14 protein-coding genes and 1 pseudogene are annotated in these 15428 nt (G+C 66.2%); 10 read left to right on the forward strand and 5 right to left on the reverse strand.

All coding sequences use genetic code 11. The features are described from left to right. Both ALC15_RS45465 and ALC15_RS15245 read left to right on the forward strand, forming a co-directional pair. Positions 1-200: hypothetical protein (locus tag ALC15_RS45465; RefSeq protein WP_210168592.1), on the forward strand; the 200-nt coding region annotated here is incomplete at its 5' end. A gap of 179 nt (positions 201-379) precedes the next feature. Next, complete coding sequence (locus ALC15_RS15245; RefSeq protein ID WP_050628066.1) at positions 380-895, forward strand: L,D-transpeptidase; 516 nt, start codon at positions 380-382, stop codon at positions 893-895. A gap of 87 nt (positions 896-982) precedes the next feature. Here the strand turns inward: ALC15_RS15245 and ALC15_RS15250 are convergent, their stop codons facing one another. Beyond that, complete coding sequence (locus ALC15_RS15250) at positions 983-1492, reverse strand: thermonuclease family protein (protein ID WP_050627947.1); 510 nt, start codon at positions 1490-1492, stop codon at positions 983-985. 150 nt (positions 1493-1642) lie between these two features. Then, positions 1643-1876 carry a DUF1674 domain-containing protein gene (locus ALC15_RS15255; RefSeq protein WP_244486103.1) on the reverse strand — a complete coding sequence of 78 codons (234 nt, stop codon included), beginning with the start codon at positions 1874-1876 and terminating at the stop codon, positions 1643-1645. A 194-nt stretch (positions 1877-2070) separates the two neighbouring features. Between ALC15_RS15255 and ALC15_RS15260 the strand changes: the two genes are divergently transcribed. The 3 genes and pseudogenes from ALC15_RS15260 (at position 2071) to purH (ending at position 7228) form a co-directional block, all read left to right on the forward strand. Beyond that, complete coding sequence (locus ALC15_RS15260; RefSeq protein ID WP_050627948.1) at positions 2071-3417, forward strand: RsmB/NOP family class I SAM-dependent RNA methyltransferase; 1347 nt, start codon at positions 2071-2073, stop codon at positions 3415-3417. Positions 3418-3555: 138 nt separating this feature from the next. After that, positions 3556-5307: a heparinase II/III family protein gene (locus ALC15_RS15265; RefSeq protein WP_050627949.1), complete on the forward strand. Its 1752-nt coding sequence runs from the start codon at positions 3556-3558 to the stop codon at positions 5305-5307. A gap of 330 nt (positions 5308-5637) precedes the next feature. Then, positions 5638-7228 (forward strand): annotated as a pseudogene (gene purH, locus ALC15_RS15270) (bifunctional phosphoribosylaminoimidazolecarboxamide formyltransferase/IMP cyclohydrolase). Positions 7229-7372: 144 nt separating this feature from the next. On the opposite strand, the gene ALC15_RS15275 reads toward purH, so the two are convergent. Next, the gene (locus ALC15_RS15275) at positions 7373-8752 is read right to left on the reverse strand and encodes an MFS transporter (RefSeq protein WP_050627950.1); all 1380 of its coding nucleotides are present in this window, start codon (positions 8750-8752) and stop codon (positions 7373-7375) included. A gap of 125 nt (positions 8753-8877) precedes the next feature. Here ALC15_RS15275 and ggt point away from each other — a divergent pair, with 125 nt between their 5' ends. The 3 genes from ggt (at position 8878) to ALC15_RS15290 (ending at position 13105) form a co-directional block, all read left to right on the forward strand. Further along, complete coding sequence (gene ggt, locus ALC15_RS15280) at positions 8878-10623, forward strand: gamma-glutamyltransferase (RefSeq protein ID WP_050627951.1); 1746 nt, start codon at positions 8878-8880, stop codon at positions 10621-10623. A 103-nt stretch (positions 10624-10726) separates the two neighbouring features. After that, positions 10727-12025, forward strand: coding sequence for an MFS transporter (locus ALC15_RS15285; protein ID WP_050627952.1), 1299 nt, complete (start codon positions 10727-10729; stop codon positions 12023-12025). A 204-nt stretch (positions 12026-12229) separates the two neighbouring features. After that, complete coding sequence (locus ALC15_RS15290) at positions 12230-13105, forward strand: SDR family oxidoreductase (RefSeq protein ID WP_050627953.1); 876 nt, start codon at positions 12230-12232, stop codon at positions 13103-13105. A 1-nt stretch (position 13106) separates the two neighbouring features. On the opposite strand, the gene ALC15_RS15295 is transcribed toward ALC15_RS15290, so the two are convergent. Beyond that, entirely contained in the window at positions 13107-13442 is a 336-nt protein-coding gene (locus tag ALC15_RS15295) for a GIY-YIG nuclease family protein (protein ID WP_050627954.1), read from the reverse strand. A gap of 99 nt (positions 13443-13541) precedes the next feature. On the opposite strand from ALC15_RS15295, the gene ALC15_RS15300 reads away from it, so the two are divergent. Further along, complete coding sequence (locus tag ALC15_RS15300) at positions 13542-13967, forward strand: DUF1330 domain-containing protein (protein ID WP_094193907.1); 426 nt, start codon at positions 13542-13544, stop codon at positions 13965-13967. A gap of 8 nt (positions 13968-13975) precedes the next feature. Here ALC15_RS15300 and ALC15_RS15305 read toward each other — a convergent pair whose 3' ends face one another. Further along, the gene (locus ALC15_RS15305; RefSeq protein ID WP_050627956.1) at positions 13976-14641 is read right to left on the reverse strand and encodes a glutathione S-transferase family protein; all 666 of its coding nucleotides are present in this window, start codon (positions 14639-14641) and stop codon (positions 13976-13978) included. 130 nt (positions 14642-14771) lie between these two features. On the opposite strand from ALC15_RS15305, the gene ALC15_RS15310 reads away from it, so the two are divergent. Next, complete coding sequence (locus tag ALC15_RS15310) at positions 14772-15359, forward strand: DUF2239 family protein (RefSeq protein ID WP_050627957.1); 588 nt, start codon at positions 14772-14774, stop codon at positions 15357-15359. The last annotated feature ends 69 nt before the right edge of the window (positions 15360-15428 follow it).

Raw genomic sequence — 15428 nt, forward strand, 5'->3', positions numbered from 1 at the left:
TAGCCCGCCGACGGCAATATCGAGACATGCAGCAAGGGCCGCGCGCGATCACCGCCGCGGCCCTTCGCTTGTCTCCATGCGATCCGGCGCCGGCTGCCCTTGAAACGTTATGGGATTGGGCATTTCACGGGATTGTCAGAGACAAGGCGCCACTGCGGCGCGTTTGTGGCCGGGTGTTGTTTTCAAGTCATTTACTTTGATCCCAAGTTTTCCTTTTCTGCCGGCCATCTGGACGTGTCTCGCGGCCGGCGTGAAACCACCCGGTTAAGACACGCGGTTAATATTGCGTGCGTGAGACCGGCGGGCCCGGTTTTTTTTCAGGGCTCTGCACCTTCGTTTTTGGCTCCCCGCCGGGAGCTGTTGGGAAGTGGAGAGGTTGATGTCGATGAAGTTTGCGGTGGCGTTCGCTGCCACCCTTGGTGCCGTTGCTTTGATGTCGCAGACGGCCGAAGCGCGGCCGGAAATGGTCGGAATCCACGCCGACAATTATGAGCCAGGCACCATCGTGGTGAAGACCAACGAACGGCGGCTCTATCTCATTCTCGATTCCAGCCACGCGATGCGTTACCCGGTCGGCGTCGGCAAGTCCGGCAAGCAGTGGGCTGGCACCACCCGCATCGACGGCAAGTATCGCAACCCGGCCTGGTCGCCGCCCGCCGAGGTCAAGCGCGACAAGCCAAGCATCCCGGACGTGATCGCCGGCGGTTCGCCGCGTAACCCGATGGGCGTCGCGGCGATGACCCTGGCCGGCGGTGAATACGCCATCCATGGCACCAACGTGCCGGGCTCGGTCGGCGGCTTCGTCTCCTACGGCTGCATCCGCATGCTCAACACCGACATCACCGATCTCTATTCGCGTGTCTCGGTCGGCACGACGGTCGTCGTCACCCGCTGATCGCACAGTCCTTCGCCGAAAGAAAAGCCGCGCATCTGCGCGACTTTATTTGTCGGTCCTGCGTCGCCGCGGCGGTGACGCTATCGTCTAGCGCCCGAAATATCCGCACCAGCCGAAGCGATGCCCGCCATTGTAGGCGCGCGCATGACCGGCCGCGAGCAGCGCCGCCGAGACGTTGTCGGTCTTCTTCGTCGCGACGTCGGCGACGACGCGGCCCTGATATTTGTCGGGACCGATATTGTAGATCGCGACCTCGCCCTGGCCCAGAAGATCGCGCAATGCCACCGTCGCCGCCTGCGCCATCTGCAGTTCGCGCGCACAGGACGCCTTCAGCTCCGGCGCATCGATGCCGCGCAGCCGGACCCGCGTGTACAGATCCGGCCCCGGCGCGAGATGCACCCGCGCCTCGAACGTGTCGCCATCGATCGTCCTGACGACATCGACAGCATGGCGAACGTCAGGTGCGCCGGCCCGCTGCCGGATCATGTCGGCATCGCGCGACCGGTTCAGCGACCAGTGCGACGGCAAAGGTACCCATTCAGGCGCCCATCGGCGGATCGGCAACATGCTGCCAACGGCGATGCCGAGAACGAACACCCATGGCAGCGCCGCCGAGACGCGGCGGCCCCAAGGAGAGCGGCGGAAGGGCGGACGTCCCGTCCCACGATAAGGATTTATTCTCTCGTATGGGGACATATTCCCAGACTGACCTGAGTCGATCCGTCAGGCAAGGCACGACAAAGACTCTCAGAAGTCCGAGGCGATGCCCTTGGTCTCCCAATCGCCGTAACGCGTCGGTTCCGGCCCCTTTGGGCCCTGGAATTCCTTCGGCCGCGCGGCCGCTTCCTTCGCAGCCAGCTCCTCGGCAGCCTTGCGCCGCGCCGCGGCCTCGGCGAGTGCGCGCTGGGCTGCCGGCGTCAGCGGCTTGCGCGGCGCCGGTTCCGGCGGCGACGTCGATTTCTCAGTCATGTTCTCAGACATGGCAGGCCTTCTTGGCAAAACTTTCTGCCTGCGAATTTCGTATCTCTGACTTGGCTCAGTGACGACATCACGATCAAGAAATCCGCAAGGCGATTCTTACATTTGGCATATTCGCATGCCAGAGGTGTTTTCGAGTTGATGGGCATGAGCCGAATGTAACTCAGTACTCAGCACCTTCGAGATATCTCCGCTTCATGCCTCCTTCAAGATTTGCAGTTCCTGCCGAAGTCCCCGGTCTCGCGGCGCGCCGCATCGCGGCCGACATCCTCGACGGCGTGCTGCACAAGCACCGCACGCTCGACGATCAACTCGACGGCGCCGGCGCGCATCCCGGCCTGAAATCGCTGGCCGATCGCGACCGCGCGCTGATGCGCCGGCTGGTCTCGACCATCCTGCGCAAGCTCGGCACGCTCGGCCATCTGCTGTCGCGCCTGCTCGATCGCGGCATCCCGACCGATGCGCCGCGCGCGCAGAGCGCGCTCCTGATCGGCGCCGCGCAGATCCTCTGGATGGACGTGCCTGATCACGCCGCGGTCGATCTCTCGGTGCGCCTCGTGCAGTCCGATCGCCGCGCGGCGAAATATGCCGGGCTCGTTAACGCCGTGCTGCGCCGCTGCGCGCGCGAGGGCCAGGGGCTGATCGACGAGATCAGCACGCAGACACTGGACCTGCCGCCATGGATGCTGGCGCGCTGGAACGCGCATTACGGCGAGGCCACCGCACGCGAGATGGCGCTGGCGCTCGGCCACGAGCCGTCGCTCGATCTCACGGTGAAGTCCGACGCCGCGCAATGGGCGAGCCGCCTGCACGGCGAGATCTTGCCGACGGGAACCGTGCGCACGCTGCTGCAGGGTTCCGTCACCATGCTGCCGGGCTTTGCCGAAGGCCAATGGTGGGTGCAGGACGCCGCCGCGGCGCTGCCGGTGCGGCTGTTCGGCGACATCAAAGGCAAGGCGATAGCGGATCTCTGCGCCGCGCCCGGCGGCAAGACCGCCCAGCTCGCGCTGGCAGGCGCGCAGGTCACCGCGGTCGACCGTTCGCCGGCGCGGGTCGCGCGGTTGCGCGAAAATCTCACGCGGCTGGCGCTGCAGGCCGAGACTGTTGTCGCCGACGCCGCCGAATGGCCCGCCGAGGCCGCAAGTTTTGACGGTATCCTGGTCGATGCGCCCTGCACCTCGACGGGAACCATCCGCCGCCATCCCGACGTCGCCTGGCTGCGCCAGGAAGGCGACATCGCCGCATTGTCAGCCTTGCAGAATCGGCTGCTGCAAAAGGCCACCCATCTGCTGAAGCCCGGCGGCACGCTGGTCTACTGCACCTGCTCGCTGGAGCCGGAGGAAGGCGAGCACGCGATTGCCGCGCTGCTGGCGAGCGAATCGGGCCTGCGCCGTGCGCCGGTCGAGAAGGACGAGGTCGCGGGCCTCGACGACGTCATTACCGCCGACGGCGACCTGCGCACCCTGCCGAGCCACCTGCCCAACGCCGACCCGCGGCTGGGCGGGCTGGACGGCTTTTACGCTGCCCGGCTGGTTAAGGCCTGATTTTAAACTTCAGCCCTCTAAGCTCGAAGTGATTCGCGCGGTAATCAAGAGGGTGTCTTGTTTATCAAGAAGGTGTCTTGGCCGCGTTTCCGGATTAAATAAGGATTCGTTGAAAATTCCCTCCCCGCAAGGTTAGGCGTGTCGGTCGCTCAAAGCAGACGCATCTCGACGCTGATTGCTGGCCGCTTCGCCCGCAGCATGCTCGCACGCGCTAGCGGCAGCACGGTCGCGCTGTCGCGGCTGTGGCCCGGCCGCACCGACCGGCTGATCATCGCGCCGCACGACCTGCGGACCGCCGACGCCACCCGCGCTGCCGAGATCTACGCCGGGCGATTCGTGTTCGCCGGCAAGATCGTCACCTGCCACGGTCGCTCGATCTTCGATCTCGAGCCGCCGTCGGAGGATTGGGAGGCCGCCCTGCTCGGCTTCGGCTGGCTGCGCCATCTGCGCGCCGCCGACACCGCGCTGACCCGGGCCAATGCCCGCTCGCTGGTCGACGACTGGATCTCCAACCAGGCCCGCAAGCGGCCGCTGGAACGGCGCGCCGACGTGCGCGCGCGGCGGGTGATCTCGCTGCTGTCGCAAGCTCCCTTGGTGCTCGGCGACACCGACGGAAAATTCTATCGCAAATATCTCCGCGGGCTGGCGCGCGAGATCCGCTATCTGCGCCACTCGACGCTCGACAATGACGGCGTGCCGCGCCTGCAAGTGCTGATTGCGCTGTGCTACGCCTCGCTCTGCCTCGCCAACCAGGCGCGCAACATCAAGTCGGCGACGCGCAGGCTGTCGGACGAATTGCAGCGCCAGATCCTGCCCGATGGCGGCCACATCTCGCGCAATCCCGGCGCGCTGGTCGAATTGCTCAGCGACCTCCTGCCGCTGCGGCAGACCTTTGCCGCACGGAATATCGCGCCGCCGCCGGCGCTGCTCAACGCCATCGATCGCATGATGCCGATGCTGCGCTTCTTCCGGCACGGCGACGGCAGCTTCGCGCTGTTCAACGGCATGAGCACCGCGCCGTCCGATCTGGTCGCGACGCTGCTCGCCTATGACGACACCCGCGGCGTGCCGATGGCGAGCATGCCGCATACCGGCTTCCAGCGGCTCGATGCCGGCAACACCGCGCTGATCATCGACACCGGTCCGCCGCCGCCGGCGAGCGTCAGCCAGGATGCGCATGCCGGCTGCCTGTCGTTCGAGCTCTCCTCGGGACCGAGCCGCATCGTCGTCAATTGCGGGATGCCGTCCACCGGGCGCGACAATTGGCGGCCGTTCGCGCGCTCCACCGCGGCGCATTCGACGCTGACCTATCGCGACACCTCGTCGTGCCAGTTCGTCGAGCTGTCGGCGATGAAGCGGCTGCTGCGTGGCGCACCGATCACCAGCGGTCCCAGCAACGTCGAAAGCTACCGCGAAGCCGTTCCCGGCGGCGACGTGCTCACCGCCTCGCATGACGGCTATCTCTCGCGCTTCGGCGTGATCCACCGCCGCGTGCTGATGGTCTCCCAGGACGGCACGCGGCTTGAGGGCGAGGACTCGCTGTCGCCGGCGCCGGGCGGCCGCATCAAGGGCAGCGAGGCCGATTTCGCGCTGCGCTTTCATTTGCATCCGTCGGTGAAGGCGAGCCGGCTTTCGGACGCCCGTGGCGTGATGCTGGTGCTGCCCAACCGCGACGTCTGGACCTTCGAGGCGATCGACGACAAGGTTGATCTCGAGGACAGCGTATTCCTGGCCGGCAATGACGGCCCGCGCCGCACCTCGCAGATCGTGATCCGGCAGGACGCCAGGCACGCCGCCACCATCCGCTGGAGCTTCGTCCGCTCCTCGACCTCGGCCACCGCCACCAACGCGCGCCGCAACGCCCGCCGCGAACCGGAACTGCCGCTGTAGCGGCGGCGGAAACGCGCCGGCTGCATCGCGGACTGACCCATCCCCGTCAGTCTGAGGCGCACAGCCTCTCCACCCCGTCGTCCTGGCGAAAGCCAGGACCCATAACTACCGAATTTGATCGTGTGCGGGATCGTGGCCCAGCGTCGCGCAACACCAAGCGGCTGGGGTAATGGGTCCTGGCTTTCGCCAGGACGACGCTGAACGTTTGGCGCCGCTTGCCATTCTCTCAGGGTGACGGGGCTAATTTGCGGGGATTCGGCCCCCAGAACCGGTTTCGTACCGCACAAAACCATGCTACCCGGCTGCCTTAACAGCCAAGGATTTTCCGATATGACCGAGCAGCTTCGCCGCGTGACCCGCGCCCTGTTGTCCGTTTCCGACAAGACCGGACTGATCGATTTCGCCAAGGCGCTGGCCGACCAGGGCGTCGAGCTGGTCTCGACCGGCGGCACCGCCAAGGCGATCGCGGCGGCCGGGCTGAAGGTCAAGGACGTCTCAGAGCTCACCGGTTTTCCGGAGATGATGGACGGCCGGGTCAAGACGCTGCATCCGAAGGTGCATGGCGGCCTGCTCGCGATCCGCGACAACAAGGAACATGCCGCGGCGATGGCCTCGCACGGCATCGCGCCGATCGACCTGCTGGTCGTCAACCTCTATCCGTTCGAAGCCACCGTCGACAAAGGCGCCGGGTTCGAGGAGTGCATCGAGAACATCGACATCGGCGGTCCCGCGATGATCCGCGCCGCGGCGAAGAACCATGACGACGTCGCCGTGGTGGTCGAGGCGAACGACTATTCTGCCGTGCTCGACGAGCTCGCCGCGCACAAGGGCGCGACCTCGCTCGGCCTGCGCCGCCGGCTCGCCGCCAAGGCCTATGCGCGCACCGCGGCCTATGACGCCGCGATCTCGAACTGGTTTGCCGTGCAGCTCGACACCAAGGCGCCGGACTTCCGCGCCTTCGGCGGCAAATTGATCCAGTCGCTGCGTTATGGCGAGAACCCGCACCAGACCGCAGCATTTTATGCCACGCCGGAGAAGCGGCCGGGCGTCGCCACCGCGCGCCAGCTGCAGGGCAAGGAGCTGTCCTACAACAACATCAACGACACCGATGCGGCCTATGAATGCGTCGGCGAGTTCGATCCGCAGCGCACCGCGGCCTGCGTCATCGTCAAGCACGCCAATCCCTGCGGCGTCGCCGAAGGTCCGGATCTCGCCACCGCCTACGCCCGCGCGCTGGCCTGCGACTCCACTTCGGCCTATGGCGGTATCATCGCGGTCAACCGCACGCTCGATGCGGATGCGGCGCGCGCCATCATCGGCATCTTCACCGAGGTGATCATCGCGCCCGACGCGACCGAGGAGGCGATCTCGATCATCGCCGGCCGGCGCAATCTGCGCCTCCTGCTCGCGGGCGCCTGCCGACGCGCGCGCGACAGGCCTCACCGCCAAGACCGTCGCCGGCGGCCTGCTGGTGCAAAGCCGCGACAACGCCGTGATCGAGGACATGAACCTGAAGGTCGCAACCAAGCGCGCGCCGACCGACGCCGAGCTGCGCGACCTCAAATTCGCCTTCCGGGTTGCAAAACACGTCAAGTCGAACACCATCATCTACGCCAAGGATCTCGCCACCGTCGGCATCGGCGCCGGCCAGATGAGCCGGGTCGATTCTGCGCGTATCGCCGCGCGCAAGGCGCTGGATGCGGCGGCCGAGCTCAAGCTCGCCGAGCCGCTGACCAAGGGTTCGGTGGTCGCCTCAGATGCGTTCTTCCCGTTCGCCGACGGCATGCTGGCCTGCATCGAGGCCGGCGCCACCGCGGTGATCCAGCCCGGCGGCTCGATGCGCGACGACGAGGTGATCAAGGCCGCCGACGAGCACGGCATCGCCATGGTGTTCACCGGCGTGCGGCATTTCCGGCACTAGCCCCCGTCGTCCCTGCGAAAGCAGGGACCCATAACCACCGCTTCGTGTGTGGCGTTCGCTGGGGCCACAGCGTCGCGCAACAAGTTCACCCTATGGTTATGGGTCCCGGCTCGCGCTTCGCTTGGCCGGGACGACGGCGGTGAGTTACTGCCGCACCTTCGCCAGCAGCGCCAGTCCCACCACGAAGAACGCCACCAGCACCGCCATGCCCGCCTTCTGGCTCGCGGTCGCCGCGGTGATCGTACCGATCATGAGCGGGCCGATGAACGACGTCACCTTTCCGGTCAGCGCGAACAAGCCAAAGTACTGCGCGATGCGATCCTTCGGTGCGAGCCGGATCAGGAGCGAGCGCGAGGCTGCCTGCAGCGGCGCGCCGGTGGCGCCGATCAGGCAGCCCAGCACGATGTAGGCGCGCTCGGCGGCGCCTGCGAACAACGGACCGCCCGGCACCGGCGGCGCGACCGGGATGAACAGGATGGAATCCTTGTTCACGGTGAGGATCACGACGATCGCAAACAGCAGGATGACGAGGCTGCAGGTGATCACGCGCTTCGGGCCGAACCGATCGTCGAGCTTGCCGCCGATCCAGCCGCCGAACGTGCCGGCCACCGCCAGGATGATGCCGAAGGTGCCAATCCGGATCGTGTCCCAGCCGAACGTGCCGGCAGCATAGATGCCGCCGAACGCGAACAGCGAAACCAGCCCGTCGGTGTAGATCATGTTCGCCAGCAGGAACCGCGCCAGCGATGTCTGCTTCGGCAAGCTCAGCAATGACTCCCTGAGTTCGCGCAGGCCTTCGCCGAGCGCCTCGCGCAGCGGCCGCTTCGCCGGATAGTCCGGCGTGAACAGGAACATCGGCGCCACGAAGATGATGAACCACAGCCCGGTCAGCGGCCCGGTGATGCGATCACCCTCATGCATGACGGGATCGAGCCCGAACAGCGGCGTGAAGCCGAACAGCGTCTTGCCGGTTTCGGCATTGGCGGCGAGGAAGCCGAGCACCAGCACGAGACTGAGGATGCCGCCGACATAGCCGGTGGCCCAGCCGGTGCCCGAGAGGCGCCCGATCCGGTCCGGCGGCACCAGCGTCGGCATCATCGCATTATTGAACACGGTCGCGAACTCGACGCCGACGCTGGCGATCGCGTAGGCGAGCAGCAGCATGGGGATGATGTCGGGATTGCCGGGCTTGCCGATCCACATCGCGCTGGAGCCGATCACGAGCAGCGCGCCGAAGCCCGCGATCCACGGCTTGCGTCGGCCGCTGGCATCGGCGATTGCGCCCAGCACCGGCGACAGCAGCGCGATCGCAAGTCCCGCAGCAGCGGTGGCAAAGCCCCACAGCGCCTGGCCGCTCGCGGTATCGGGCGCGACGAAGCTCGCGAAGTACGGCGCGAACACGAAGGTCGTGATCAGCGTGAAATAGGGCTGCGCGGCCCAATCGAAGAAGATCCAGCTGACGACGGCGGCACGACCCGGATAGACCCTGGTGGAGGCCTGCACTTCACCGGCGCGCGTCTGCATTGTTGCCTTCATCGTGAACGATATTCCCCAACTCGAGCCAAATGCAGGCTTTTGCCGCTTCGATCCGCTCCCATATAGCATGAGCCGGTCTGCTGATACGGCGATGAAAAGGGCAGGACATTTCGATGGCGCTGACGGCAACGATGTCGCGACGGCTGTTTGCCGCTCTCCTTGTGATCGGCATCGCGTCGCCAGCCCTCGGCCAGGTTCAGCGTCGGGCCTACGAGCCGTCCGCCACTGATGCACCTCACAGCGTCAGCGCCGAACACGGCATGGTGGTGGCGCAGGAGAAGCTCGCCGCGCGGGTCGGCGCCGACATCCTGCGGCAGGGCGGCAATGCGGTCGACGCCGCGGTTGCCACCGGCTTTGCGATGGCAGTGACCTATCCGCGCGCCGGCAATATCGGCGGCGGCGGTTTCATGGTGATCCATCTCGCCGGCCGTAACGAGGATGTCGCGATCGATTATCGCGAGACCGCGCCGCAGGCCGCAACCCGCGACATGTTCCTGAATGCTGAGGGCAAGCCCGATCCCGACAAGTCGCGCAACTCCGCGCTCGCGATCGGCGTGCCCGGCACGGTCGCAGGCCTTGCGCTGGCGTTGGAGAAATACGGCTCCGGCAGGTTCACGCTGGCGCAGATCCTCAAGCCCGCGATCGATCTCGCACGAGACGGCTTCATCGTCACCGACGATACATCCGACACGCTGGCTGACATGTATCGCCGCATGTCGCGCTGGCCCAGCTCTGCCAAGACGTTCTCGCACGCCGACGGCACACCGCTGCGTGAGGGCGATCGCCTGATCCAGGGCGATCTCGCCGGCGTATTGACCGCGATTGCCGAACAGGGCCCGCGCGGCTTCTACGAAGGTGCCGTCGCCGAGAAGCTGGTCAGCGGAATCAAGACTGCCGGCGGCATCTTCGCGCTTGAGGATCTGAAATCCTACCAGCCGGTGATCCGTACGCCGGTCCGCGGCACCTATCGCGGCTATGACATCGTCTCGATGCCGCAGCCCTCGTCCGGCGGCGTCGTGCTGCTGGAGATCCTCAACATCCTCGAAGGCTTCCCGATGTCGGACATGAAGCAGGGCTCGGCCGCTTCGCTGCATGTCATGATCGAGGCGATGAAGCGGGCCTATGCCGATCGCGCCCGCTATCTCGGCGATCCCGCTTTCGTCGAGGCGCCGACGCAATTGCTGGTCGACAAGGACTATGCCGCCAGGCAGCGCGCGACCATCGATCTTGCCCGGGCCACGCCCTGGACCGACGTGCGCAATGCCAAGCAACCGCACGAGGGCGACAACACCACGCATTACTCGGTCGTCGATGCCAGCGGCAACGCCGTCAGCAACACCTACACGCTGAACTTCCCGTATGGCGTCGGTCTCGTCGCCGACGGCACCGGCGTGCTGCTCAACAACGAGCTCGACGATTTCACCGCCGCGCCCGGCGCCTCCAACGCGTTCGGCTTGGTCGGCTTCGAGGCCAATCTGCCGGGACCCGGCAAGCGACCGCTGTCGTCGATGTCGCCGACCATCGTACTGAAGGACGGCAAGCCGGTGCTGGTGACGGGATCGCCGGGCGGCAGCCGCATCATATCAGCGGTGACGCAGATCATCGTCGACGTCATCGACTACAGGATGGACATCGCGGCTGCGGTCGCCGCGCCCCGCATGCACCATCAATGGCTGCCCGACGAGGTCCGGATCGAGCGCGGCTTTCCCGACGAGGTGCTCGCCGATCTGCGCGCCAAGGGGCATAAGCTGGTCGAGCCGCTCGGCTACTCCTCCGCGAACTCGATCGTGGTCACGACCAATGGTCTGCTCGGCGCGCCCGATCCGCGCACGCGGGGCTCGGAAGCTGCGGGGTACTAAAGGCGGCTTTGCCCTGCCTGCGACATCGCGATAGATTGGCGGTCCGCGCAATTCCGGCCGCGGATCGCAAAGAGCCGGTGAATGATTTCTCCGGGGAACGCGCATGAGCACGGCCGAAGCCAAACCGATTGAAGTTGCAGAGATCGAGGACACCAGCCTCCTCGCCTTCTATCGTGACATGAATCTGCAGGAGCGTCGCACGTTCTGGGCCTGCGCCTCGGGCTGGACGCTCGACGGCATGGATTTCATGATCTATCCGCTCGTGATCGGCACCATCATCACGCTGTGGAAGGTCGATGCCGGCACCGCCGGGCTAGCCGGCACCGTGACGCTGCTGGCCTCCGCGGTCGGCGGCTGGCTCGGTGGCTATCTCTCCGACCGGATCGGGCGGGTGAAGACGCTGCAGCTCACCATCATCTGGTTCTCGTTCTTCTCGCTGGTCTGCGCCGTGGTGCAGAATTTCGACCAGCTGCTGATCGCCCGCGCGCTGCTCGGCCTCGGCTTCGGCGGGGAGTGGGCGGCCGGCGCGGTGCTGATCGGCGAGGCGATCCGGCCGCAATATCGCGGCCGCGCGGTCGGCTCGGTGCAATCGGGCTGGGCGATCGGCTGGGGCCTTGCGGTGCTGGCGCAGGCGGTGCTGTTCTCGATTCTGCCTGCGGAGAACGCCTGGCGCTGGATGTTCGTGATCGGCGCGCTGCCGGCGCTGCTGGTGTTCTATCTGCGCCGCTATGTCACCGAGCCGGAAATATCAGCCGCGACGATGGCGCAGCACCAGGCATCCGGCACCGGGCCCGCCGCATTGTGGGAGATCTTCCAGGGTCCGATCCTGAAGACCACCTTGCTGGCCTCGCTGGTCGGCACCGGCATGCAGGGCGGCTACTACGCCATCACATTCTGGGTGCCGCGCTTCCTCACCACCGAACGCAAGCTCTCGGTGGTCGGCTCGACCGGCTATCTCGCGACGCTGATCATCGGTTCTTTCATCGGCTATCTGGTCGGTGCCTGGCTTGCCGACCGGATCGGCCGGCGCAACCTGTTCCTGATCTTCTCGCTCGGCGCCATCGCGGTTGTGCTGCTCTATACCCAATTGCCGCTCTCCAACGAGGTGCTGTGGGTGCTGGGCTTCCCGCTCGGCTTCTTTGCCTCGGGCTATTTCTCCGGCATGGGCGCGTTCCTGACCGAGCTCTACCCGACCCGGCTGCGCGGCTCCGGCCAGGGCTTCTGCTACAATTTCGGCCGCGGCGTCGGCGCGCTGTTTCCGTTCCTGGTCGGCGCACTGTCGACCACGACGACGCTCGCCAACGCGATCGCGATCTTCGCGGTGGCGGCCTATGCCGTGTTCTTCATCGCCGCCTACGCGCTGCCGGAAACCCGCGGCCGCGTGCTGCAAGCGGGTGGGTAGAAGTGAGCACGACCGCTCAGCTTGCGCCGCTTCGCCTCTCCCCTCGTGGGAGGGGCCGGATTGCGTCGGCGGATGCAATCCGGGTGAGAGGTCGCGGTCTCTCCATGCGATGCGCCGGGCGGAGAGATACCCCCTCACCCCAACCCTCTCCCACAAGGGGAGAGGGAGCCTGACATGGTGCGTCCCTGACTGGAGGTTACTGCCATGACATCGCTGAAGGGCAAGACGCTGTTCATCTCGGGTGCGAGCCGCGGCATCGGGCTCGCGATTGCGCTCCGCGCCGCGCGTGACGGCGCCAATGTCGCGATCGCGGCGAAGACCGCCGAGCCGCATCCCAAGCTGAAGGGCACGATCTACACCGCTGCCGACGAGGTCCGCGCCGCCGGCGGCAAGGCGTTGCCCGTCATCTGCGACATCAGGGACGAGGCGCAGGTGATGGCGGCGATCGAGCAGACCGTCGCCGAATTCGGCGGCATCGACGTCTGCGTCAACAATGCCAGCGCGATCAGCCTGACCAATTCGCAGGCCACCGACATGAAGCGCTACGACCTCATGATGGGGATCAACACCCGCGGCACCTTCATGGTGTCGAAGTACTGCATTCCGCATCTGAAGAAGGCGGAGAATCCGCACATCCTGATGCTGTCGCCGCCGCTCGACATGAAGACGAAATGGTTCGAGCACTCGACCGCCTACACGATGGCGAAATTCGGCATGAGCATGTGCGTGCTCGGGCTGGCGGGCGAGCTGAAATCGGCCGGCGTCGCGGTCAACGCGCTGTGGCCGCGCACCACGATCGCAACCGCCGCAGTCGGCAATCTGCTCGGCGGCGATGCCATGATGCGCGCGAGCCGCACCCCCGCGATCATGGGCGATGCGGCCTACGCGATCATCACCCGGCCGTCGCGCGAATTCAGCGGGCATTTCTGCATCGACGACAAGGTGCTCTATGCCAACGGCGTGCGCGACTTCGAGCCCTATCGCGTCGATCCATCGGTGCCGCTGATGTCGGATTTCTTCGTGCCTGACGACGATGTGCCGCCGCCCGGCGTCACCGTGCAGGCACTGCCCGCGCGCTGAGCTACACTGCGGACGCATTGAGTTGCGCGCGCCAGTGCGCCACGCGCTCCTTGAGCAGCGTGTCGCGCACATAGGCGAGCTCCTCGTCCTCGATCCGCTCCAGCATTTCGAGCGACAGATTGTACGCGCCATGCGCCGCCCAGCTACGCTGCAATTCGGCATTGCGATGGTTGCCCATCCGTAGCGTGAACCAGATGCGGTTCGCGATCTTGTCGAGATCGAGCGCCTGCCCGACCCAGACCTCACCTGTCGCGCGGCAGCGGATCGCGAACACGCCGGCAACGCTCGCGCGCTTCTTGTAGTCGGCAATGGCCTGCTTGCGGTCCTCGATCTTCATGGCTGCTCCTGTCGTGTCGCAGCATTTATATCCGGGTATTATTGACAAAGCAATTATGCCCGGGTAAAAATCGCTCCGCAGCACAATGGGACGGCCAACATGGACACCACCTGCTATCTCGAGCCGACCTGGAACGCCGGACGCGACTTTGCCCAGCGCGAGATCACGGGCGAGCTGGTGATGCTCAATTTGCTGCGGTTCCGCGAGATCGCCGATTATTCGCAAGACCCCGAGCTCGCCCCGCCGCGGCCGATATCCGGCGCGGAGGCGTACGACCGCTATGTCGCCCACACGCTGCCGCATCTGCAGAAGAGCGGCGGCGACATCCTGTTCATGGGCGACGGCGGGGCGTTCCTGATCGGGCCCGAAGCCGAGCGCTGGGACCGCGCGATGCTGATCCGGCAGAAGAGCCGCGGTGCATTTCTCGCCTTCGCGGTAGCGGAGGCTTATCTGGCCGGCATCGGGCATCGCACCGCGGCGCTCGCCGATTCACGGCTGCTGCCGCTGGTCAAGCTGCCGCGATGAGCGCGCTGTCAGCGACCGACCTCGTACGGCCCGCCCTTCTCCAGGGCCCGCGCATAGGCCGGCCGGGCGTGGATGCGCTCGAGGAACGCAACGCATCGGGGGTGGCCGTCCTCGAGCCCGCCGCGCGCCGCGGCCGCCTCCAGCGGAAAGCTCATCTCGATATCGGCGCCGGAGAATTCGTTGCCGGCGAACCATTCGCTCTTGCCGAGTTCGCTTTCCCAGTAAGCCATGTGCTGCTTGATCTGGGGGATGACCAGCGTGGACAGCGCCTGGTTCGACACCTTGCGCACCAGCGGCCGCAGCAGCGCCGGTGCGCGCTTCGGCATCAGCGTGAACAGCAGCTTCAGCAGCAGCGGCGTCATCGCCGAGCCTTCGGCGTAGTGCAGCCAATAGGTGTAGCGCAGCCGCTCCGGCGTATCGGCCGGCGGGATCAGGCGCCCGTTGCCGTAGGTCGCGATGATGTATTCGAGGATCGCGCCGGACTCCGCGATGGTGTTGCCGTTGTCGGTGACGACGGGCGACTTGCCGAGCGGATGGATTGCGCGCAGCTCCTTCGGCGCCCGCATGTCGGGCTGCCGCTGGTAGCGAACGATCTCGTAGGGCACGCCCAATTCCTCGAGCAGCCACAGCACGCGCTGTGAGCGGGAATTGTTGAGGTGGTGAACCGTCAGCATGGGCGTCCTCTCAAATGTCAGCGCAATCGGGCGGCGTTTGGTGCCAGCCCGGCGCAAGAAAGTCGAGGCGCGCGCGGCTGGATTACCCCGAATTACCCGGCAATATGCCGCGCAACCGAAGAGATCAGCGATGAACCCAGCCTATGTCGCCTTTCAGAACGAGCACCGCATCGCCGCCGGTGACCTCCCGGAGGTCGCCCGCGCGGCCAAGCAGCTGCTCGACCGGCACACGGATGCCGCGGTCCTGGTGTTCAACGGCCGCACCTCGGCGCTGGTCGATATCGACTTCCGCGGCTCGATCGACGACGTGCTGGCGCGGCTGCCCATGCCCGCCCTTCCGCTCGACGAGGAGCCGGCGGAGCCGGCCGCGCCGCGCGGGCCGGGACGGCCAAAGCTTGGCGTCGTCGCGCGCGAGATCACGCTGTTGCCGCGACATTGGGACTGGCTCGCGCAGCAGAAAGGCGGCGCGTCGGTTGCGATCCGCAAGCTGGTCGACGAGGCGCGACGCTCCAGCGGCGACAGGGACCGCACGCGCAGCGCGCAGGATGCCGCCTATCGCTTCATGACCACAATGGCCGGCAACCGGCCGCATTACGAAGAGGCGATCCGCGCGCTGTTCGCGCACGACCGGCGCCGCTTCACGACGCTGATCGCGGACTGGCCGGCTGATATCCGCGACCACGCGGTCAGCCTCGCCTATACCGATCAAGCGGACTGATCCGTTTTGAATAGTCTGGATGAGTAACCTCAACCGAGATGTCGTCCCTGCGAAAGCAGGGACCCATAA

Origin of the sequence: Bradyrhizobium viridifuturi (assembly GCF_001238275.1) — a bacterium.
Lineage (GTDB): Bacteria > Pseudomonadota > Alphaproteobacteria > Rhizobiales > Xanthobacteraceae > Bradyrhizobium > Bradyrhizobium viridifuturi.